Here is a 19,291-nt window from a genome sequence, read left to right as displayed (position 1 = left end):
GGGCGCGGCATCCCAGGCTCACCCGGCTCACCCGGCTCACCCGGCTCACCCGGCCGGCGCGCGTCAGCCCGCCTTGCCCTGCTTCGCGACGGCGGCCTGCGCCTGCGCGATCGCTTCCTGGTCGCCGAGGTAGTAGTGCTGGATCGGCTTCAGGTTCTCGTCGAGTTCATACACGAGCGGCACGCCGTTCGGGATGTTCAGGCCGACGATGTCGCTGTCCGAGATACCGTCGAGGTACTTGATCAGCGCGCGCAGCGAGTTGCCGTGCGCGGCGATCAGCACCTGCTTGCCGGCGCGCACGGCCGGCGCGATCGACTCGTTCCACAGCGGCAGCACGCGCGCGACCGTGTCCTTCAGGCACTCGGTGAGCGGCAGCTGCTCGCGCGGCACCTTCGCGTAGCGCGGGTCGTTGAACGGCGCGCGCTCGTCGGTCGGCTCGAGCGCGGGCGGCGGCGTGTCGTAGCTGCGGCGCCACACGAGCACCTGTTCGTCGCCGAACTTCGCGGCCGTTTCCGCCTTGTTCAGGCCCGACAGCGCGCCGTAGTGACGCTCGTTCAGGCGCCACGAGTGGACGACCGGCAGGTACATCAGGTCCATCCTGTCCTGCACGTGCCACAGCGTGCGGATCGCGCGCTTGAGCACCGACGTGTACGCGATGTCGAACGTGTAGCCGGCCTCCTTGAGCAGTTCGCCGGCCTGGTAGGCCTCGTTGCGACCCTGTTCGGTGAGGTCGACGTCGACCCAGCCGGTGAAGCGGTTTTCCTTGTTCCACGTCGATTCGCCGTGGCGGATGAGAACGAGTTTGTACATGGATCTTGCGGTCGGTAGTGAAGGAAGCGGGGCGCGTCGCGCGGAACCCGACCGGGGGCCCGCCATCGCGCAAGACGGTTATTTTATAATGGCGGGATTGTCCTCATCCGATTTCTCTTTTTCCGGCGGAATTCCGTGACGTTCTTTACCGATTACACCAACCTGGCCCTTATCGCGATCCTGGTGGTATCCGGCGGCCTGCTGGCCTGGCCCGCGCTGCGCCGCGGCCGTGGCGGCCTGTCCGCCGCCGAGGCGACGCAACTCATCAACCGCCGCAACGCGGTCGTGATCGACGTGCGCGCCGCACCCGATTTCGCGGCCGGCCATCTGCCGTCGGCGCGCCAGGTCGCGGCGGGCGAGATCGGCGCGAAAATTGCGCAGATCGCGAAGAACAAGAGCACGCCGGTGCTGCTCGTCTGCCAGAACGGCCAGCAGTCGCAGAAGGCGGCGCGCGAGGTCGAGGCGGCGGGCTACGCCGAGGTGCACGTGCTCGAGGGCGGCGTGGCCGCCTGGCAGCAGGCCGGGATGCCGGTCGTCAAACAAGGAGTGGCGAAGTGAACAAGGTTTTGATGTACAGCACGCAGGTGTGTCCGTATTGCATTCAGGCCGAGCGCCTGCTGAAGCTGCGCGGTGTCGAGCAGATCGAGAAGGTGCTGATCGACCGCGATCCGGCCCGCCGCGATGAAATGATGACGCGCACCGGGCGCCGCACGGTGCCGCAGATCTATATCGGCGACACGCACGTCGGCGGCTACGACGATCTGTCGAAGCTCGACCGCGACGGCGGCCTCCTCCCGCTTCTGCAAGCAGCCTGATTAGGGCAGAATGGCCGCCGGCCGCGCCGCGGCTTGGGCGCGCAGGATTCATCCGTGGCGGCCGGCGACATGCCGGGCCGCCCCGTCACCACTTTTAGGGAAACACCATGTCCGACGTCGAAAACCAACCGTTCTTCAACATCCAGCGCGTCTACCTGAAGGATATGTCGCTCGAGCAGCCGAATTCTCCGGCGATCTTTCTCGAGCAGGACATGCCCTCGGTTGAAGTCGAGGTCGACGTGAAGGCCGACCGCCTCGCGGAAAGCGTGTTCGAAGTCGTCGTGTCGGGTACCGTCACCGCGAAGGTGAAGGACAAGGTCGCGTTCCTGATCGAAGCGAAGCAGGCCGGCATTTTCGACATCCGCAACATTCCGGACGAACAGCTCGACCCGCTCGTCGGCATCGCCTGCCCGACGATCCTGTTCCCGTACCTGCGCTCGAACATCGCCGACGCGATCACGCGTGCGGGCTTCCCGCCGATCCACCTGGCGGAAATCAACTTCCAGGCGCTGTACGAGCAGCGCCTCGCGCAGCTTCAGCAGCAAGCCGGCGCCGCCGCAGGCGCGCCGAACGGCACGACGCTGAACTGACGATTCCCTCGGAGGACCGGTGCTGGGTATGAAAGTAGCCGTTCTCGGCGCCGGTGCGTGGGGCACCGCGCTCGCGGGCCATCTGGCCGCGCGGCACGACACGCTTCTATGGGCGCGCGACGCCGCGCTCATCGCCGGGCTGCAGGCCCGGCACGAAAATTCCCGCTATCTGGACGGCATCGCGCTGCCTGACGCGCTGCGCTACGACGCCGATCTCGGCGCCGCGCTCGCGCATGGCGCCGCGGACGACGCGCTGTGCGTGATCGCCGCGCCCGTGGCCGGGCTGCGCACGCTGTGTCACGCGATGCGCGACGCCGGCTGCGTGCCGGCGCACGTCGTCTGGGTCTGCAAGGGCTTCGAGGCCGACACGCATCTGCTGCCGCATCAGGTGATCGCGGCCGAGCTGCCCGAACAGCAGAGCAACGGCGTGCTGTCGGGCCCGAGCTTCGCGCGCGAGGTCGGGCAGTCGCTGCCCGTCGCGCTGACGGTGGCGAGCGCGTCCGCCGAATGCCGCGAACGCACGCTCGCCGCGTTCCATCACGGCGCGATGCGCATCTATACGGGCGACGACGTGGTCGGCGTCGAGGTCGGCGGTGCGGTGAAGAACGTGCTCGCGATCGCGACCGGCATTGCCGACGGCCTCGGCCTCGGGCTGAATGCACGCGCCGCGCTGATCACGCGCGGCCTCGCCGAAATGTCGCGGCTCGGCGTCGCGCTCGGCGGTCGCGCGGAAACCTTCACGGGCCTGACTGGCCTCGGCGACCTGATCCTCACCGCTACGGGCGACCTGTCGCGCAACCGCACGGTCGGCCTGCAACTGGCGGCCGGCCGCACGCTGAACGATATCCTCGGCGCGCTCGGCCACGTGGCCGAAGGCGTGCGCTGCGCGCAGGCCGTGCTGGCCATCGCGCGCGCGCAGTCGATCGAAATGCCGATCACCGAAGCCGTGTGCGGCGTGCTGTTCGACGGCATCGCGCCGCGCGACGCGGTCAGCGGCCTGCTGCGGCGCGACGCGCGCGCCGAATAGCGCGGCCCGGCGCCGGGTTCGCCGCGGGCGCGCGGCGTCAAAGCGCGCTACGCTTGAACCGTCTCCGGCGTTCCGGGAGGTTGTCATGCTGCGGATCCATTCCACCACGCTCGATGCGCAGGTCGTCGACATCACGACGCTCGATGTCGACGCGATCGTCAACGCCGCGAACGGCTCGCTGCTCGGCGGCGGCGGTGTCGACGGCGCGATCCACCGCGCGGCCGGCCCCGGCCTGCTTGCCGAATGCCGCACGCTCGGCGGCTGCGCGACCGGCGACGCGAAGCTCACGCGCGGCCACGCGCTGCCGGCGCGCTACGTGATCCATGCGGTCGGGCCCGTCTGGTACGGCGGCGGGCGCGGCGAGCCCGAACTGCTCGCGTCGTGCTACCGGCGCGCGATCGAGCTGGCCGAGGAGGTGGCGGCGACGTCGATCGCGTTCCCCGCGATCAGCTGCGGCGTGTATCGCTATCCGGTGGGCGACGCCGTCGACATCGCGGTGGGCACCGTCGCCGAAATGCTGCCGCAGGCGCCGAATCTCGCACGCGTGGTGTTCGCGTGCTTTTCCCCCGACATCTACGACCTGTATCGCGCGCGGCTCGCGCGGGCGTGATGCATCCCGCGTTCCGCGCCGCGGGCAGGGTGGCTCGCGCGTCAGGCGCCGCCTTCGAAGCCGGCCTGGCGCCACGCCTCGAACACGACCACCGCGACCGTGTTCGACAGGTTCAGGCTGCGGTTGTCCGGCCGCATCGGCAGGCGCACGCGCTGTTCGTTCGGAAAGCGTTCGAGCAGTTCGGCGGCCAGGCCGCGCGTTTCCGAGCCGAACACGAACCAGTCGCCCGGCAGGAACGCGTGATCGTGGAAGCGGCCCGAGCCGCGCGTCGTGAATGCGAACATCCGGGCGGGATCGGGCGTTTCCGCCGCGAAGAACGCGTCCCAGTCGCGGTGCACGCGCATCTGCGCATACTCGTGATAGTCGAGGCCGGCGCGGCGCATCCGCGCGTCGTCGAGCGGGAAGCCGAGCGGCTCGATCAGGTGCAGGCGCGCGCCCGTGTTGGCGCACAGGCGGATCACGTTGCCGGTGTTCGGCGGAATTTCGGGGGCGACGAGGACGACGTTGAACATGTTTCTGTCTGGCTGGGCCGGACGGGGCGACGCAACGCGCGCTCCGGGCCGGCCGGTTCGTGACGGCCGCCGCCGTGTACGGGCGGCGGGCCTCTCTATCTAATTAATCCCTGGCGGTGCGCAGCGCAACCAGATTCGTCACGCGTGCGGCGCCCGCCGCCTTCAGCGCGTGCGCGGCGGCCTCGAGCGTCGCGCCGGACGTCATCACGTCGTCGACGAGCGCGACGTGGCGGCCGGCGACCGCACTTGTTACCGCGAATGCCGCCGTCACGTTGTCGTGCCGGGCGCGCCGGTCGAGCCGCGACTGCGGCGCGGTGTCGGCGACGCGCGCGAGCAGCGCCGCATCCGCGCGCACGCCGAGCCGCCGCGCGAGCGGGCGCGCGATCGCCCACGCCTGGTTATAGCCGCGCGCGACGAGCCGCCGGGACGACAGCGGCACCGGCACGACCAGGTCGAAGCCGCCGGCGCCGGGCGTATCGTCGATCAACCGCGCGAGTCGCGCGGCGAATTCGCTGCCGAGCGCGAGTTGCCGGTGAAACTTCAGGCCGCGCGCGAGCGCATCCAGCGGCGCGCGGTAATCCGCCAGCGCCAGCGTCGCATCGAACGGCGGCGGCGCCGTACGGCACGCGTCGCAACGGTAGGCGGCCGCTCGGCGGGCGCCGGCGCGCATGCCGCGGGACGGCTGCGAACGCGATGGGCCGGCGCCGAGCGGCAGCGCGCAGACGTCGCAGCGCAGCCGCGCTTCGTTCCAGTACGCGGCGTCGCAAGCGTTGCACATCACGGCGTGTGACAAATTGCCGCACAGTGCGCAGCGATTCGGCAGCGCGAGCGCGGCGACGCGCGCGGCCAGCGCACCAACCTGCGACAAAGCGACGCGCATCGTGCGTCGGGCGGAACGACGGATCATCGCAACACTCCTGACACCCCGCCTCAATGAAGCCCGCGGGGCGAGCGAGTATACTTCGGGCTCTTCGCCAGTGTGCCCGACATGTCCCCAGCTTCGACTTCAACCGGCCGTCCGGCCAATGACGCAAGGCGCCTGCGGCGGATCTTCGACCGCCGTGCCGCCACGTTCGATGCGGTCGCGTTCCTGCCGCGCGAGATCGCGCAGCGGATGAACGAGCGCCTCGAATACATCAAGGTGAGCCCCACAGCCGTGCTGGACGCGGGCTGCGGCCCGGGCGACGACCTGCCGGCGCTGCGCGCGCGCTTTCCGGAGGCGCCCGTATTCGGCGTCGACCTGTCCGGCACGATGCTGGCGCGAGCCGGCCAGCGCGAGGTCGAGCAGACGAGCTGGCGCCGCTGGCTGCCGGCGTCGCTCGGCCGTGCGCTGGGCCAGCGCGGCCCGCGCGTCGCGCAGGCCGATTTCGCCGCGTTGCCGTTCCCCGGCGGCGCGTTCGACCTGATCTGGTCGAATCTCGCGCTCCACTGGCATTCGCGCCCCGACGCGGTGCTGCCCGAATGGCAGCGCGTGCTGCGGGTGAACGGGCTGCTGATGTTCAGCACGCTCGGCCCCGACACGCTGCGCGAACTGCGCGCGGCCTGCGCGGACGCCGAAGCGGCGCTCGGCATCGCGCCGCCCGCCGCGCGCGTGATCGATTTCGTCGACATGCACGACCTCGGCGACATGCTCGTCGAGAGCGGCTTCGAGATTCCCGTGATGGACCAGGAAGTGCTGACCGTCACCTACAAATCCCCCGATTCCCTGCTGGCCGACGTGCGCCGCTGGGGCGCCTATCCGTTTGAGCGGACGGCGCCGCAGCACGCGGGGCGGCGCTTTCGCGCGGCGCTCGGCGACGCGCTGGACGCGCGCCGGCGCGAGGACGGCACGATTCCGCTCACATTCGAAGTGATCTACGGCCACGCGTGGAAGGCCGTGCCGCGCACGACCGCCGAAGGGCACGGGATCGTGCGCATCGAGGACATCGGAAAGGGCCGTCCGAAGAATCGGTAGAGCGGTAAAGAGGGGTTTTGTTATGTCTGAAATTAGCAGCGCAAAGCGGGGTCGAATTGGCGCCTGAAATGGCCGGAAAGCTTGTCGCGCTTGGCTCGCGGGCCGATAGTCGCTTGCTTGTGGATGCCATTGAACCCGCCTATAATGCGTCAGCTTGTCGTCCCGGGGGTCCCCGCAATACGGGGCGACGAGTCCGATGCAGGCATGCATCGCATGCCATTCGCGTGAGGCGGCGATGGGAGCAGCGAGGGTTTTGGCGGAGACGACGAACGACGAGCCGGTCCTCGAAGACTGGCTCATGAAACGCAATTGTTCGGCGTCGCCGCGCCAGTTCATGCTGTTTTACGCGTCGCTCGCGGGCTTCTCGCTGGTGATCGCAACACTGCTGATGTGGCGGGGGGCCTGGCTCGTCATGCCCTTCACCGGAATCGAGTTGCTGGCTGTGGGTGTCGCATTTGCGATCTATGCTCGCCATGCGGTCGATTACGAACGCATCAGACTGTATCCGCACCGGCTCGTGATCGAGCGGATGGATGCGGAGCGGCTCACGCAGATCGAATTCAACCCGCGCTGGGTGCGGGTCGAGCCGGGTGCGACGCCACGCGATCCGATTCGGCTGGTATCGCGCGGGCAGACCGTCGTAATCGGGCAGCATCTCGCGCAGTACAAGCGCGCGCAGTTCGCCGACGAACTGCGCGTATCGCTCAGGCGCTGCGGCTGACGAGGCGCGGGCACCGGCCGGGTACCGGCCGGCGGCTTGCGACGGGGGAGGGTTTGAATGGAAATTTTGGGTAAGGATGCTATGAAAACAATCAAGCGAGCCCTCACGGGCGTGCTGGCATGCAGCGGATTGCTCTTTGCCGGTGCCGCCCTGGCGGTCGGTGATAGCCCGGGCGGCCCCCGCGTCAACGAGATCAACTTTCAGCCGCCGGTCACGAAGATCGCCGAGGAGCTCTACGATCTCCACACGATGATGCTGATCCTGTGTACGGTGATCTTCGTCGGCGTGTTCGGCGTGATGTTCTATTCGATCTTCGCGCACCGCAAATCCAAGGGCCACAAGGCCGCCAATTTCCATGAAAGCACGACCGTCGAGATCATCTGGACGATCGTGCCGTTCGTCATCGTCGTGCTGATGGCGCTGCCGGCCACGAAGGCCGTCGTCGCGATGAAGGACACGACGAACGCCGATCTCACGATCAAGGTCACCGGCTACCAGTGGAAGTGGGGCTACGACTACGTGAAGGGCCCGGGCGAGGGCATCGGCTTCCTGTCGACGCTCAGCACCCCGCGCGACGAAGTGATGGGCAAGAAGCCGATCACCGACACCTATCTGCAGGAAGTCGACAACCCGCTCGTCGTGCCGGTCAACAAGAAGATCCGCATCATCACGACCGCGAACGACGTCGTCCACTCGTGGTACGTGCCCGCGTTCGGCGTGAAGCAGGATGCGATCCCCGGCTTCGTGCGCGACACGTGGTTCAAGGCCGACAAGGTCGGGACGTTCCGCGGTTTCTGTACCGAGCTGTGCGGCAAGGAACACGCGTACATGCCGGTCGTCGTCGAAGTCCTGTCGGATGACGACTACGCGAAGTGGGTCACCGCGCAGAAGGCCAAGCTGGCCAGCGCCGCAGTCGACCCGAACAAGGTCTACACGATGGCCGAACTCGTCGCGCACGGCGAGGAAGTCTACAAGGCGAACTGCGCGGCCTGCCACCAGGTGAGCGGCAAGGGCCTCGGCGCGTTCCCGGCCATGGACGGCAGCCCGATCGTGAACGGCCCGATCGCCGGCCACGTCGAGCGCGTGCTGCACGGCAAGGGTGCGATGCCGTCGTGGGCGTCGCTGTCGGATCTCGACATCGCGTCGGTCATCACGTACGAGCGCAATTCGTGGGGCAACCACAAGAACGACCTGCTGCAGCCGAAGCAAGTGGCCGACGCGCGTAACGGCAAGATGCCGGAAGACGCGGCGGGCGCGGCGGCAGCCGCACCGGAGCAAGCCGCTTCGGCGCCGGCGCAGGCTGCGTCGGGCGCGGAGCAGCCGGCGGCAGCGTCGGCCTCGGCCGCCCTGTCGACGATCTACTTCGAGACGGGCAAGAGCACGCTGCCGGCCGATGCGAAGGCGGCGATCGCCGCCGCGGCCGACTATGCGAAGGCACATCCGGACGCGAAGCTCGCGCTGTCGGGCTTTACCGACAAGACAGGCTCGGCCGACGCGAACGCCGAACTGGCGAAGCATCGCGCGCAAGCCGTGCGCGACGCGCTGAAGGCAGCAGGCGTGGCGGAAGACCACATTATTCTCAAAAAGCCGGAAACGATCACGGGCGGGGCGGACGCGAAGGAAGCCCGGCGTGTCGAGATCGGTCCGGCGGCTTGACGTGTCGCTGAGTTAGTCGACGTATTCGCATTAGGAGATTCTCATGTCTAGCATCGGGCACGACGTAGCCGCGGACCACGCGCACGACGACCACGCGCACGAAATGCCGCACGGCTGGCGGCGCTGGCTGTTCGCCACCAACCACAAGGACATCGGTACGCTGTACCTGTTGTTCTCGTTCATCATGTTCCTGTCGGGCGGCGTGATGGCGCTCGGCATCCGGGCCGAGCTGTTCGAGCCGGGCCTGCAGATCATGCGTCCGGAGTTCTTCAACGAACTCACGACGATGCACGGCCTGATCATGGTGTTCGGCGCGATCATGCCGGCGTTCGTCGGCTTCGCGAACTGGATGATTCCGCTGCAGATCGGCGCATCCGACATGGCGTTCGCGCGGATGAACAACTTCAGCTTCTGGCTGCTGCCGGTCGCGGCCGTGCTGCTGGTCGGTTCGTTCTTCGCGCCGGGCGGCGCGACGGCCGCCGGCTGGACGCTGTACGCACCGCTGTCGACGCAGATGGGCCCGGGCATGGACTTCGCGATTTTCGCGGTCCACATCATGGGCGCATCGTCGATCATGGGCGGGATCAACATCGTCGTGACGATCCTGAACATGCGCGCACCGGGCATGACGCTGATGAAGATGCCGATGTTCGCGTGGACGTGGCTGATCACGGCCTACCTGCTGATCGCCGTGATGCCGGTTCTGGCAGGCGCGATCACGATGGTGCTGTTCGACCGCCACTTCGGCACGTCGTTCTTCAACGCGGCTGGCGGCGGCGACCCGGTGATGTACCAGCACATCTTCTGGTTCTTCGGGCACCCCGAGGTGTACATCATGATTCTGCCGGCGTTCGGGATCGTGTCGCAGGTGATCCCGGCGTTCGCACGCAAGACGCTGTTCGGCTACAGCTCGATGGTGTACGCGACGGCTTCGATCGCGATCCTGTCGTTCATGGTCTGGGCGCACCACATGTTCGCAACGGGCATGCCGGTTACCGGCCAGCTGTTCTTCATGTACGCGACGATGCTGATCGCGGTGCCGACGGGCGTGAAGGTGTTCAACTGGCTCGCGACGATGTGGCGCGGCTCGATGACGTTCGAAACCCCGATGCTGTTCGCGATCGGCTTCCTGTTCGTGTTCACGTTCGGCGGGCTGACGGGCCTGATGCTCGCGATGGCGCCGCTCGACATCCAGTATCACGGCACCTACTTCGTGGTCGCGCACTTCCACTACGTGCTGGTGGCCGGCTCGTTGTTCGCGCTGTTCTCGGGCTGGTACTACTGGGCGCCGAAGTGGACGGGCTGGATGTACAACGAGACGCGCGGCAAGATCCACTTCTGGGCGTCGATGATCTTCTTCAACCTGACGTTCTTCCCGATGCACTTCGTCGGTCTCGCGGGCATGCCGCGCCGCTATGCGGACTACCCGGCGCAGTTCACGGACTTCAACCAGGTGGCGACGATCGGCGCATTCGGCTTCGGTCTCGCGCAGGTGTACTTCCTGTTCGCGGTCGCGCTGCCGGCCTACCGTGGCGGCGGCGAGCTGGAAAAGGCGTCGGACAAGCCGTGGGACGGCGCGACGGGCCTCGAGTGGACGGTGCCGAGCCCGGCTCCCTTCCACACGTTCGAGCAACCGCCGCACGTCGAGTAAGTATTACGGTGCGCCCGGCCGCTGCCTGCTTGCCGAGCAGGCGGGCAGCGGCGGGCGCCGAATCGAGGTTTCAGCGAAGTTTCAGATGACCCGGAATCCACAACAAAGACGAACGCCCGAGCAGATCCGCGCGGGCAACAAGCGGCTCGGTCTCATCCTGCTCGTCATCGCCGCCGTTTTTTTTGTGAGTGTCGTGATCAAGCAGTGGTGGCTGTCCACCCACTGATGCAGTAACTGACGCAGTAGCGAGGAAGTTGTCGTATGTCGAAGCCGGAAGAGGGCGCCGTCGATCGCGCGTTCAATCGTTCGATGCTGGTGAAGCTCTTCGTCGTGGCCGGGCTGATGTTCGGCTTCGGCTTCGCGCTGATCCCGATGTATCGGGCGATCTGCCAGATCACCGGCATCAACAACCTGGTGCAGCGCGACGTCAGCGAGCGCGAGGTGAAGAACTCGCAGGTCGACACCAGCCGCACGGTCTCGATCGAGTTCGATGCGAACGCGCGCGGGCCGCTCGGCTTCAAGCCGGAGCACAACAGCCTCGACGTGCACCCGGGCGAGCTGACGACGATCGTGTACGACGTGACGAACGGGCAGGGCCGGCCGGTCGTCGCGCAGGCGATTCCGAGCTACGCGCCGAAGCAGGCGACGGAGTTCTTCAAGAAGATCGAGTGCTTTTGCTTTACGCAGCAGACGCTGGCCGCGAACGAGTCGCGCAAGATGCCGGTGGTGTTCGTGATCGATCCGAAACTGCCGAAGGACGTGAAGACGATCACGCTGTCGTACACGTTCTTCGAGCTGAATACGCCGGCCACGCCGGCGCCCGCGCCGGGCAAGACCGCGGCGCAGGGCGCGGCGAAGCCGGACGCATGACGACGGAGGCGCGGCGATGACGGAGGTCAAGCGGGGCGGGTCGTTCGGCCAGGCGCTGAAAGCCGTGCTGTGGTCGTTCTTCGGGGTGCGCAAGCGGCGCGACCTGGAGGCCGACGCGACGCAGCTCAATCCGCTGCACGTGCTGATCGTCGCGCTGCTGGCGGCCGGCGTGTTCATCGGGGTGCTGATCCTGATCGTGCGTGCGGTCGTGGGCTGACGCCCGCGGCCACGAAAGAATGCAGTGCGCGGCGCCACGGCGGCGCGTGCAGGAAGGCGCGGTGGTGGTCACGCCGCGCAAGAAATAAAGCCGGAGCGGTTTCCGGTACACAAATTGGACTGAAGTGGAGAATCAAGCATGAGCGGTCAAAACCAGACCCCGTACTATTTCGTGCCGCATCCGTCGCAGCATCCGATCAGCGCGGCCATCGGCCTGCTGGTCATGCTCGGATCGACAGCGCTGTGGATCAACGGTCACGACTGGGCGCCGTTTACGGCACTGCTCGGCCTGCTTTGGTTGCTCTTCACGCTGTATCACTGGTTTGGCGACGCGATCGCCGAATCGGAAGGCGGTCACTACGGCAAGAACGTCGACAAGTCGTACCGCTGGAGCATGAGCTGGTTCATCTTCTCGGAAGTCATGTTCTTCGGTGCGTTCTTCGGCGCGCTGTTCTATGCGCGTGAAATCGCGCTGCACCAGCTCGGCAGCCTCGACTACAAGCTGATCTGGCCGGATTTCTCCGCCGTGTGGCCGAACGAAGGCCCCGCCGCGCTCGCCGGGCACTTCAAGACGATGGGCCCGTGGCCGATCCCGACGCTGAACACCGCGTTCCTGCTGTCGTCTGGCGTGACGCTGACGATCTCGCACCACGCGCTGCGTGACGATCATCGCAAGAAGGCGATCGCGTGGCTGGCCGCGACGCTCGTGTTCGGTATCTGCTTCCTGTTCCTGCAGGGCTTCGAGTATTACCACGCGTACAACGAACTGAACCTGACGCTGAACTCGGGCGTGTACGGTTCGACGTTCTTCCTGCTGACCGGCTTCCACGGCTTCCACGTGTTCCTCGGCGGCACGATGCTCGCGGTGGTGCTGGTGCGGATGATCCGCGGCCACTTCAAGCCCGATCACCACTTCGCATTCGAAGGCGCCGCGTGGTACTGGCACTTCGTCGACGTCGTCTGGCTCGGCCTGTACGTCGTCGTCTACTGGCTGTAAATGGAAAAACGGCCCGCGCAGCAATGCGCGGGCCGTTTTCATTGGAGGCGGCCGGGCAGCGTGGCTGCCGGCCTTCACCACCCGGCGCCGCCGCGACTCAGTCAGGCGGCGCTTTTGCTTGGTGGCGCGGCTGTGCGGCGAAATGTCACAGCGGCCGCGGCGGCAATGCGATCAACGCCCGATCGGCAGGCCGGTCGAATGGATCCAGCCCATCCAGTTCGCGAACAGGATGAGCAGGAACAGCGACACCGACAGCCCGACACGGGTGGCGAGCGACCAGACCATGCGTTTCGTGTGGCCGCGGTCGTGCATCATGAAGTAGAGCGCCGAGCCCATGCTGGCAATGATGAGGACGAAGGCGATGGGAACGAGTATGTGCATGGCACGAACCGGACGACGGCAATTCGGAAGGAAGAGGATAATTATCGCACTTCGCTTGTCAGCAGGTGCCGGGCGGGCCGCATGATGAAGATACGCTGGCTGCCCGCGCTGCTGATTCTCGTCGTCGTCGCGGTCACGATCCGTCTCGGTTTCTGGCAGCGCGACCGCGCGCACCAGAAGGAAGCGCTGCAGGCGAGCATCGCGCGCTACGAGCAGGCGGCGCCCGTCGACGTCGGCGCGCAGCCGATGCCGCTCGCGTCGATCGAATTCCATCGCGTGCGTGCAACGGGCCGCTTCCTGCCCGAGCATGCCGTGTTCCTCGACAATCGGCCGTATAACGACCAGCCGGGTTTTTACGTCGTGATGCCGTTTAAACTCACGGGCGGCGGCGTCGTGCTCGTGAACCGCGGCTGGCTGCCGCGCAATATCGCCGATCGCACCGCGATCGAGCCGTTTGCGACGCCCGCGGGTGACGTCGAGATCGTCGGCATCGCGCGCGCCGATGCGTCGCGCGCGTTCGAGCTGGGCGAAGGCGGGTCGGCCGCGCACCAGAAGATCCGGCAGAACCTGGACGTCGCCGCGTATGCGAAGGAAACGGGGCTGCCGCTGCAGCCGTTCGTGATCCAGCAGACGAGCGACGACGGCGACAAGCTCGTGCGCGACTGGCCGGCGGCGACGACCGGCGTCGAGCGCAATTACGGTTACATGTTTCAGTGGTGGGCGATGGCGGCGGCCGCGCTCGGTTTCGGCCTGTACGCCGCGCGGCGTGCGGCGAAGAAGTCGGCCGGCGCGTGAACGCCATGCCGGGACGCGGCGCCGGCGCCGCGGGTTCGTTTCGAGAGGTCTGATTTGTCCATGCAATCCCCCCGTCAGGGTTCGGCCGCTGCGCCGATGTCGCCGGCGGCCCGCAAGCGCGGCCGCTGGATGCTCGTGCTGCTGGGTCTCGTGTGCGCCGCACCGATGATCGCGTCGTACTTCACCTATTACGTGATCAAGCCGAAGGGCGGGTCGACCAACTACGGCACGCTGATCGAGCCGCAGCGCCCGATTCCGGCGGATCTGCAGGTGACCGACGAAACCGGCAAGACCGTGCCGCTGTCGTCGCTGCGCGGCGTGTGGCTGTTCGTGATGACCGATCGCAGCGCGTGCGACGACGCATGCGCGAAGAAGCTCTATTTCATGCGCCAGATCCGCGTCACGCAGGCGGGCGAGCGGCACCGGATCACGATGGTGTGGCTGCGCAGCGATGCGGGCGCGACGCCGCAGAAGGTGCTCGATGCCTATCCGGACACGCGCCGGCTGGTCGCCGATCCGGCCGCGGTGGCCGCATGGCTGCCGGCCGACGCCGGCACGAAGGACAGCGACCACATCTACCTGGTCGACCCGAACGGCAACCTGATGATGCGTTTCCCGAAAGACCCGAATCCCAGCAAGATCAAGTCGGACGTGACGAAGCTGCTGAAGTGGTCGAGCATCGGTTAAGGCAAGAGAACGAGGCACCATTCCGATGTCGTATCTACTGCAACTCGGCCTGATCGGCTTCTGCATCGCGCTGCTGCCGCTGTCGTACGTGTGGGTGAAGGCCGACGACGACAAGTTTCGCAAGCTGGTGTGGATCACCACCTTCCTGACCCTCGACCTCGTGATGTTCGGCGGCTTCACGCGCCTGACCGATTCGGGGCTCGGCTGCCCCGACTGGCCGGGCTGCTACGGCACGTCGTCGCCGTTCATCGCGCATGCGGCGATCACGGCCGCGCACCAGGCGATGCCGACCGGGCCGGTGAGCATGACGAAGGCGTGGATCGAGATGATCCACCGCTATTTCGCGATGGCGATCGGCGTGCTGATCATCGCGCAGGTCGTGATCGCATGGGCCGCGCGGCTGCGTCGCCGCCCGCTGCACGTGTCGCCGTGGTGGCCGACGAGCCTGCTGCTGCTGATTCTCGTGCAGGGCGCGTTCGGCGCGTGGACGGTCACGATGAAGCTGCAGCCGGTGATCGTCACGATCCACCTGCTGCTCGGCCTCACGCTGCTCGGCACGCTCGGCTGGCTCGCCGCGCGGCAGACGCCGCTGCCGTCGCACGACCCCGAAGCCGGCCGCTATCGCGCGGCCGCGCTCGCGGCGCTCGTGCTGCTGGTCGTGCAGATCGCGCTCGGCGGCTGGGTGAGCACCAACTACGCGGTACTCGCGTGCACCGACTTCCCGACCTGCAACGGCCAGTGGATCCCGCCGATGGACTTCCAGCACGGCTTCCACCTGTGGCGCGCGCTCGGGATGACGAAGGACGGCGAGGCCATCACGCAGGACGCGCTGGTCGCGATCCACTGGACGCACCGCACGTTCGCGTTCGTGGTGGTCGCGTACCTGGTCGCGTTCGCGCTGAAAATGCGTCGCTTCGAGTCGCTGCGGCGGCCCGCGAACGGCGTGCTGCTGGTCGTGCTGCTGCAGTTCGTGACGGGCCTGACCAACATCGTGCTGCAGTGGCCGCTGCCGGTCGCCGTCGCGCACAACGGCGGGGCCGCGATCCTGCTGCTGCTCGTCGTCATGTTAAACTTTCGCATCCTTTCAAGCCGCCCCGGCCGTGTCGCGCAGCCTGCGCGCGACGCCGCCCCGGCGTGACCGTCCCCATGCAAAGCACCCTCTCCCAATCGCCCGGTAGCCGGTTTTCGCAGTACATGGCGCTGACGAAGCCGCGTGTCACGCAGCTCGCGGTGTTCTGCGCGGTGATCGGCATGTTCCTCGCGACGCCGGGCATGGTGCCGTGGCACGTGCTGATCGGCGGCACGATCGGCATCTGGCTGCTGGCCGGCGCCGCGTTCGCGATCAACTGCCTCGTCGAACAGAAGATCGACGCGATGATGCGCCGTACCGCGTGGCGCCCGTCCGCGCGCGGCGAGATCACCACGCCGCAGATCCTGCTGTTCTCGGCCGTGCTCGGCAGCGTCGGCGCATGGACGCTCTACACGTTCACGAACCCGCTGACGATGTGGCTGACGATCGCCACCTTCGTCGGCTACGCGGTGATCTACACGCTGCTGCTCAAGCCGATGACGCCGCAGAACATCGTGATCGGCGGCGCGTCGGGCGCGATGCCGCCGGCGCTCGGCTGGGCCGCGGTCACCGGCGCGGTGCCGGGCGATGCGTGGATTCTCGTGCTGATCATCTTCGTGTGGACGCCGCCGCATTTCTGGGTGCTCGCGCTGTATCGCCGCAAGGATTACGAGAACGCGGGGCTGCCGATGCTGCCCGTCACGCATGGCGAGAAATTCACGCGGCTGCACATCCTGCTGTATACGGTGATCCTGTTCGCCGTGACGCTGATGCCGTTCATCTCCGGAATGAGCGGGGCCGTCTACCTGACGAGCGCGGTGCTGCTCGGCGCGGTGTTCCTCGCGTATGCGTGGAAGATCCACCGCGACTATTCGGACGAACTCGCCCGCAAGGCTTTCCGCTACTCGATCGTCTACCTGTCGCTGCTGTTCGCCGCGCTGCTCGTCGATCACTATGCACGCCCGCTGCTCGGCGTGTAACCGCACGGTTTGAACGCAATGCTCCAATCACGGTTCGGGCGCCGCGCGCGCCAAGGCTGGATGCTCGCCTGCGCAGTCACGGCAGCGCTGCTGCTCGCCGGATGCGACAACGCGCCGAAATTCCAGAATCTCGACATCACCGGCAACACGCAGTTCGGCAACGACTTCTCGCTGCCCGACACGACCGGCAAGGTGCGCACGCTCGCCGACTTCAAGGGCCGTGCCGTCGTGATGTTCTTCGGCTATACGCACTGCCCGGACGTGTGCCCGACCACGATGGCCGAGCTGTCCGAAGCGCTGAAGCAGCTCGGGCCCGATGCCGCGAAGCGCGTGCAGGTGCTGTTCGTCACCGTCGACCCGGAGCGTGACACGCCGGCGCTGCTCGGCCAGTACGTGCCCGCGTTCGATCCGTCGTTCATCGGCCTGCGGCCGGCCGACGAAGCGCAGCTCAAGAAGGTCACGAAGGATTTCCGCGTGTACTACGCGAAGGTGCCCGGCAAGACGCCCGGCAGCTACACGATGGATCACACGGCCGCGAGCTACGTGTTCGACCGCGACGGCAAGCTGCGCCTGTTCGTGCGCGACGGCCAGGGGCCCGGCCCGTGGGTTCACGACCTGAAGCTGCTGGTCGACTGACCGGCCGCCGCCGGGCACTCCGCCCGGCGACCCCGTGACGGCCGTCCCGCGCCGTCACGTTTCTTTTCCCACATCATCCGCATGCGCTGCCTGCCTGCCCGGCGGCGCGTCGGCATGCGCGCGTGATGCGCCGGTGCGCCGTTACGGCAGCGCCGGCACGTTGAAGCCGGAAGCGGCGCGCGTGATCCGGAATTCCGTCACGCGATAGGTGGCGAGCCCCTCGGTGACGAACGGATCGGTCTCGAGGATCGCGTCGAGTTCGTCGCGGTCGATGCGGGCCGCGAGGATCACGCCGCCTTCGCGCGGCACTTTCGGCCCCGCCGCGATGAAGATGCCCTTGTCGAACTGCGGCTGCAGAAACGCGCGGTGGCGTTCGAGCGCGTCGTCGATGCGCTCGAGCGACGCGGTGTAGTGGATGTCGATGACGTACATGGATGGCCCTGGAATGATGCCGGCGCGTCGCGCGCCGGTCGGCCGGTCTTTGTAGCACAGCGGATGCGGGCTGTCGCGCCGGCACGCGGCGGGAGGGGGCGTCGATGGCCGGTTCGCCGCGATCGCGCGTATTCAAGTTGTAAGCCTCGGTGCCGTAAATGAATGGGCAAGCGTTTGCGCGCGGCAGGCCGTTCGCGCGCACCGTGCGCATCGACATCGACAAGGGCACGCAGATGAGCAGAATGAGTTTGAACCGCAAGCTGTGGCTCGCGCTTGCGCTGGTATGGATCGGTCTCCTGGGCGTCGGCGCGTGGAGCGCATACGAGACGCGCGCGACGATGCTCGCTGAACGCAAGGCCGGCATCGCGAATCTCGTCGACTCGGCGGCCGGCATCGTGAATGCGTATCACGCGCTCGCGCAGAACGGCACGTTGCCGGAGGCCGACGCGAAGCGCGACGCGCTCGCGAGCCTGGCCGCGATGCGCTACGGCGATTCGGGCTACGTGTTCGTGATGGATTCGAAGCCGGTCGTGCTGATGCATCCGACGCTGCCCAAGCTGGTCGGCACGCAGGTCGGCGACTATCTCGACCCGGACGGCAAGCCGCTGTTCGTCACGATCCTGAACGCCGCGAAGGAAACCGGCAGCGGCTTCGCCGAATACCGCGGGCGCCTGCCGCACAGCGAGACCGCCGTGCCGAAGATCAGCTACGTCACGCGTTTCGCGCCGTGGGACTGGAACATCTCGAGCGGCGTGTTCCTGAAGGACATCGACACTATCTACTACCGGACGCTGCTCGGCCACCTCGCGGTGGTGTTCGTGATCGGCTTCGCGATCAGCGCGGCGATGCTGGTGATCATCCGCAACGTGCGCGGCAGCCTCGGCGGCGAGCCCGACCAAGCGGCCGCGCTCGCGACGCGCATCGCGCAGGGCGACCTGACGCAGCCGGTGCCCGTCCGCGCGGGCGACCGCACGAGCATGATGGCGGCGATGCACGACATGCAGGTACGGCTGCAGGCGACGATCGGCGGGATTCGCCAGTCGGCCGGCTCGATCGCGTCGGCGAGCCGCCAGATCTCGGCCGGCAACGACGACCTGTCGCAGCGCACCGAGGAGCAGGCCGCGTCGCTGGAAGAAACCGCCGCGAGCATGGAACAGCTGACCGCGACCGTGAAGCAGAACGCCGACAACGCACGGCAGGCGAGCGGGCTTGCGAACAGCGCATCGGAGATCGCGCGCACGGGGAGCGACGTCGTGAACCGCGTGATCGGCACGATGGGCGAGATCGACGACAGCTCGCGCAAGATCGCCGACATCATCGGCGTGATCGAGGGCATCGCGTTCCAGACCAACATCCTCGCGCTGAATGCGGCGGTCGAAGCCGCGCGCGCCGGCGAGCAGGGCCGCGGCTTCGCGGTGGTCGCGGGCGAGGTGCGCTCGCTCGCGCAGCGCAGTGCGACGGCTTCGAAGGAGATCCGCGCGCTGATCGTCGACTCGGTCGAGCGCGTGCGCAACGGCTCGACGCTGGTCGGCCAGGCCGGCACGACGATGGGCGAGATCCTGCAGGCGGTCGCGCGCGTGACCGACATCATGGGCGAGATCGCGGCGGCGTCCGAGGAGCAGGCGAGCGGCATCACGCAGGTCGGGCGCGCGGTCACGCAGATGGACCAGGTGACGCAGCAGAACGCGGCGCTCGTCGAGGAAGCCGCGGCGGCGGCCGCGTCGCTGCAGGAGCAGGCCGCGCGGCTGCACGATGCGGTCGGCGCGTTCCGGGTCGGCGATGCCGACGGCCTGTCATCGCGCGGGGCCGGCGGGCAGGCGGGCGACCCCGCGTTCGGCGCCGCCGGGGCGCACGCCGGCCGCGCGTTGGCGTAAGGGGCGAC

At 67.5% G+C, this 19,291-nt stretch carries 24 protein-coding genes; 19 read left to right on the top strand and 5 right to left on the bottom strand.

Annotation, left to right across the window (positions count from 1 at the left end):
* Window positions 1–63: 63 nt before the first annotated feature.
* Window positions 64–810, bottom strand: coding sequence for a 2,3-diphosphoglycerate-dependent phosphoglycerate mutase (gene gpmA, locus WJ16_RS14565; RefSeq protein WP_069257652.1), 747 nt, complete (start codon window positions 808–810; stop codon window positions 64–66).
* Between the two features lie 135 nt (window positions 811–945).
* Between gpmA and WJ16_RS14560 the strand changes: the two genes are divergently transcribed.
* The 5 genes from WJ16_RS14560 to WJ16_RS14540 all read left to right on the top strand — a co-directional run bounded on the left by WJ16_RS14560 (window position 946) and on the right by WJ16_RS14540 (window position 3,852).
* Window positions 946–1,368 (top strand): rhodanese-like domain-containing protein, encoded by a 423-nt coding sequence (locus tag WJ16_RS14560; RefSeq protein ID WP_069257651.1) that lies wholly within the window; start codon window positions 946–948, stop codon window positions 1,366–1,368.
* A complete protein-coding gene (gene grxC, locus WJ16_RS14555; RefSeq protein WP_069257650.1) occupies window positions 1,365–1,625 on the top strand; it encodes a glutaredoxin 3 in 261 nt (86 codons plus the stop codon). The genes WJ16_RS14560 and grxC overlap by 4 nt, the downstream gene beginning before the upstream one ends.
* 107 nt (window positions 1,626–1,732) lie before the next feature.
* A complete protein-coding gene (secB, locus tag WJ16_RS14550) occupies window positions 1,733–2,215 on the top strand; it encodes a protein-export chaperone SecB (protein WP_011353285.1) in 483 nt (160 codons plus the stop codon).
* A 28-nt stretch (window positions 2,216–2,243) separates the two neighbouring features.
* Window positions 2,244–3,242 carry an NAD(P)H-dependent glycerol-3-phosphate dehydrogenase gene (locus WJ16_RS14545; RefSeq protein ID WP_069257649.1) on the top strand — a complete coding sequence of 333 codons (999 nt, stop codon included), beginning with the start codon at window positions 2,244–2,246 and terminating at the stop codon, window positions 3,240–3,242.
* 85 nt (window positions 3,243–3,327) lie between these two features.
* Window positions 3,328–3,852 carry an O-acetyl-ADP-ribose deacetylase gene (locus WJ16_RS14540; protein WP_069257648.1) on the top strand — a complete coding sequence of 175 codons (525 nt, stop codon included), beginning with the start codon at window positions 3,328–3,330 and terminating at the stop codon, window positions 3,850–3,852.
* A gap of 41 nt (window positions 3,853–3,893) precedes the next feature.
* Here WJ16_RS14540 and trmL read toward each other — a convergent pair whose 3' ends face one another.
* On the bottom strand, window positions 3,894–4,364 hold the full coding sequence (gene trmL, locus WJ16_RS14535; RefSeq protein WP_069257647.1) for a tRNA (uridine(34)/cytosine(34)/5-carboxymethylaminomethyluridine(34)-2'-O)-methyltransferase TrmL: 471 nt from the start codon (window positions 4,362–4,364) through the stop codon (window positions 3,894–3,896).
* A 103-nt stretch (window positions 4,365–4,467) separates the two neighbouring features.
* On the bottom strand, window positions 4,468–5,271 hold the full coding sequence (locus WJ16_RS14530) for a ComF family protein (protein ID WP_069257646.1): 804 nt from the start codon (window positions 5,269–5,271) through the stop codon (window positions 4,468–4,470).
* Window positions 5,272–5,352: 81 nt separating this feature from the next.
* Here WJ16_RS14530 and WJ16_RS14525 point away from each other — a divergent pair, with 81 nt between their 5' ends.
* From WJ16_RS14525 to WJ16_RS14495, 8 genes are all read left to right on the top strand, one after another.
* A complete protein-coding gene (locus WJ16_RS14525) occupies window positions 5,353–6,318 on the top strand; it encodes a methyltransferase domain-containing protein (protein ID WP_069257645.1) in 966 nt (321 codons plus the stop codon).
* A gap of 196 nt (window positions 6,319–6,514) precedes the next feature.
* Complete coding sequence (locus WJ16_RS14520; protein WP_069257644.1) at window positions 6,515–7,039, top strand: DUF2244 domain-containing protein; 525 nt, start codon at window positions 6,515–6,517, stop codon at window positions 7,037–7,039.
* Window positions 7,040–7,096: 57 nt separating this feature from the next.
* Complete coding sequence (gene coxB / locus WJ16_RS14515) at window positions 7,097–8,695, top strand: cytochrome c oxidase subunit II (protein WP_069257643.1); 1,599 nt, start codon at window positions 7,097–7,099, stop codon at window positions 8,693–8,695.
* Window positions 8,696–8,738: 43 nt separating this feature from the next.
* Complete coding sequence (gene ctaD / locus WJ16_RS14510) at window positions 8,739–10,346, top strand: cytochrome c oxidase subunit I (protein ID WP_021163746.1); 1,608 nt, start codon at window positions 8,739–8,741, stop codon at window positions 10,344–10,346.
* An 85-nt stretch (window positions 10,347–10,431) separates the two neighbouring features.
* Window positions 10,432–10,572 (top strand): cytochrome oxidase small assembly protein, encoded by a 141-nt coding sequence (locus WJ16_RS35290; RefSeq protein WP_167375373.1) that lies wholly within the window; start codon window positions 10,432–10,434, stop codon window positions 10,570–10,572.
* A 35-nt stretch (window positions 10,573–10,607) separates the two neighbouring features.
* The gene (locus WJ16_RS14505; RefSeq protein ID WP_039346202.1) at window positions 10,608–11,216 is read left to right on the top strand and encodes a cytochrome c oxidase assembly protein; all 609 of its coding nucleotides are present in this window, start codon (window positions 10,608–10,610) and stop codon (window positions 11,214–11,216) included.
* Window positions 11,217–11,232: 16 nt separating this feature from the next.
* On the top strand, window positions 11,233–11,433 hold the full coding sequence (locus WJ16_RS14500) for a DUF2970 domain-containing protein (protein WP_021163748.1): 201 nt from the start codon (window positions 11,233–11,235) through the stop codon (window positions 11,431–11,433).
* 138 nt (window positions 11,434–11,571) lie between these two features.
* Window positions 11,572–12,429 (top strand): cytochrome c oxidase subunit 3, encoded by an 858-nt coding sequence (locus WJ16_RS14495; protein ID WP_039346195.1) that lies wholly within the window; start codon window positions 11,572–11,574, stop codon window positions 12,427–12,429.
* A gap of 171 nt (window positions 12,430–12,600) precedes the next feature.
* Here the strand turns inward: WJ16_RS14495 and WJ16_RS14490 are convergent, their stop codons facing one another.
* Window positions 12,601–12,810, bottom strand: a complete 210-nt coding sequence (locus WJ16_RS14490; RefSeq protein ID WP_006477735.1) for a twin transmembrane helix small protein — start codon at window positions 12,808–12,810, stop codon at window positions 12,601–12,603.
* Between the two features lie 84 nt (window positions 12,811–12,894).
* Between WJ16_RS14490 and WJ16_RS14485 the strand changes: the two genes are divergently transcribed.
* The 5 genes from WJ16_RS14485 to WJ16_RS14465 are packed head-to-tail and all read left to right on the top strand — an operon-like array spanning window position 12,895 to window position 16,977.
* Window positions 12,895–13,605, top strand: coding sequence for an SURF1 family protein (locus WJ16_RS14485; RefSeq protein ID WP_069258077.1), 711 nt, complete (start codon window positions 12,895–12,897; stop codon window positions 13,603–13,605).
* Between the two features lie 60 nt (window positions 13,606–13,665).
* Window positions 13,666–14,292 carry an SCO family protein gene (locus WJ16_RS14480; protein WP_069257642.1) on the top strand — a complete coding sequence of 209 codons (627 nt, stop codon included), beginning with the start codon at window positions 13,666–13,668 and terminating at the stop codon, window positions 14,290–14,292.
* A 25-nt stretch (window positions 14,293–14,317) separates the two neighbouring features.
* The gene (locus tag WJ16_RS14475) at window positions 14,318–15,430 is read left to right on the top strand and encodes a COX15/CtaA family protein (protein WP_069257641.1); all 1,113 of its coding nucleotides are present in this window, start codon (window positions 14,318–14,320) and stop codon (window positions 15,428–15,430) included.
* Window positions 15,431–15,438: 8 nt separating this feature from the next.
* Complete coding sequence (gene cyoE / locus WJ16_RS14470; RefSeq protein WP_034189234.1) at window positions 15,439–16,341, top strand: heme o synthase; 903 nt, start codon at window positions 15,439–15,441, stop codon at window positions 16,339–16,341.
* 18 nt (window positions 16,342–16,359) lie between these two features.
* The gene (locus WJ16_RS14465; protein ID WP_069257640.1) at window positions 16,360–16,977 is read left to right on the top strand and encodes an SCO family protein; all 618 of its coding nucleotides are present in this window, start codon (window positions 16,360–16,362) and stop codon (window positions 16,975–16,977) included.
* 141 nt (window positions 16,978–17,118) lie between these two features.
* On the opposite strand, the gene WJ16_RS14460 is transcribed toward WJ16_RS14465, so the two are convergent.
* Window positions 17,119–17,409, bottom strand: a complete 291-nt coding sequence (locus WJ16_RS14460) for a YciI family protein (protein WP_069257639.1) — start codon at window positions 17,407–17,409, stop codon at window positions 17,119–17,121.
* A 233-nt stretch (window positions 17,410–17,642) separates the two neighbouring features.
* Here WJ16_RS14460 and WJ16_RS14455 point away from each other — a divergent pair, with 233 nt between their 5' ends.
* On the top strand, window positions 17,643–19,283 hold the full coding sequence (locus tag WJ16_RS14455; protein ID WP_069258076.1) for a methyl-accepting chemotaxis protein: 1,641 nt from the start codon (window positions 17,643–17,645) through the stop codon (window positions 19,281–19,283).
* Window positions 19,284–19,291 lie beyond the last annotated feature (8 nt).

It is taken from the genome of Burkholderia metallica (assembly GCF_001718555.1).
In the GTDB taxonomy this organism is placed as follows: domain Bacteria; phylum Pseudomonadota; class Gammaproteobacteria; order Burkholderiales; family Burkholderiaceae; genus Burkholderia; species Burkholderia metallica.
This window is presented reverse-complemented; position numbering and strand designations above follow the sequence as displayed.

Coding starts and splice junctions, on each gene's coding strand:
- gpmA (WP_069257652.1), bottom strand. CDS start 810: ATGTACAAACTCGTTCTCATCCGCCACGGCGAATCGACGTGGAACAAG.
- secB (WP_011353285.1), top strand. CDS start 1,733: ATGTCCGACGTCGAAAACCAACCGTTCTTCAACATCCAGCGCGTCTAC.
- WJ16_RS14545 (WP_069257649.1), top strand. CDS start 2,244: ATGAAAGTAGCCGTTCTCGGCGCCGGTGCGTGGGGCACCGCGCTCGCG.
- WJ16_RS14540 (WP_069257648.1), top strand. CDS start 3,328: ATGCTGCGGATCCATTCCACCACGCTCGATGCGCAGGTCGTCGACATC.
- trmL (WP_069257647.1), bottom strand. CDS start 4,364: ATGTTCAACGTCGTCCTCGTCGCCCCCGAAATTCCGCCGAACACCGGC.
- WJ16_RS14530 (WP_069257646.1), bottom strand. CDS start 5,271: ATGATCCGTCGTTCCGCCCGACGCACGATGCGCGTCGCTTTGTCGCAG.
- WJ16_RS14525 (WP_069257645.1), top strand. CDS start 5,353: ATGTCCCCAGCTTCGACTTCAACCGGCCGTCCGGCCAATGACGCAAGG.
- WJ16_RS14520 (WP_069257644.1), top strand. CDS start 6,515: ATGCAGGCATGCATCGCATGCCATTCGCGTGAGGCGGCGATGGGAGCA.
- coxB (WP_069257643.1), top strand. CDS start 7,097: ATGGAAATTTTGGGTAAGGATGCTATGAAAACAATCAAGCGAGCCCTC.
- ctaD (WP_021163746.1), top strand. CDS start 8,739: ATGTCTAGCATCGGGCACGACGTAGCCGCGGACCACGCGCACGACGAC.
- WJ16_RS35290 (WP_167375373.1), top strand. CDS start 10,432: ATGACCCGGAATCCACAACAAAGACGAACGCCCGAGCAGATCCGCGCG.
- WJ16_RS14505 (WP_039346202.1), top strand. CDS start 10,608: ATGTCGAAGCCGGAAGAGGGCGCCGTCGATCGCGCGTTCAATCGTTCG.
- WJ16_RS14500 (WP_021163748.1), top strand. CDS start 11,233: ATGACGGAGGTCAAGCGGGGCGGGTCGTTCGGCCAGGCGCTGAAAGCC.
- WJ16_RS14495 (WP_039346195.1), top strand. CDS start 11,572: ATGAGCGGTCAAAACCAGACCCCGTACTATTTCGTGCCGCATCCGTCG.
- WJ16_RS14490 (WP_006477735.1), bottom strand. CDS start 12,810: ATGCACATACTCGTTCCCATCGCCTTCGTCCTCATCATTGCCAGCATG.
- WJ16_RS14485 (WP_069258077.1), top strand. CDS start 12,895: ATGAAGATACGCTGGCTGCCCGCGCTGCTGATTCTCGTCGTCGTCGCG.
- WJ16_RS14480 (WP_069257642.1), top strand. CDS start 13,666: ATGCAATCCCCCCGTCAGGGTTCGGCCGCTGCGCCGATGTCGCCGGCG.
- WJ16_RS14475 (WP_069257641.1), top strand. CDS start 14,318: ATGTCGTATCTACTGCAACTCGGCCTGATCGGCTTCTGCATCGCGCTG.
- cyoE (WP_034189234.1), top strand. CDS start 15,439: ATGCAAAGCACCCTCTCCCAATCGCCCGGTAGCCGGTTTTCGCAGTAC.
- WJ16_RS14465 (WP_069257640.1), top strand. CDS start 16,360: ATGCTCCAATCACGGTTCGGGCGCCGCGCGCGCCAAGGCTGGATGCTC.
- WJ16_RS14460 (WP_069257639.1), bottom strand. CDS start 17,409: ATGTACGTCATCGACATCCACTACACCGCGTCGCTCGAGCGCATCGAC.
- WJ16_RS14455 (WP_069258076.1), top strand. CDS start 17,643: ATGAGCAGAATGAGTTTGAACCGCAAGCTGTGGCTCGCGCTTGCGCTG.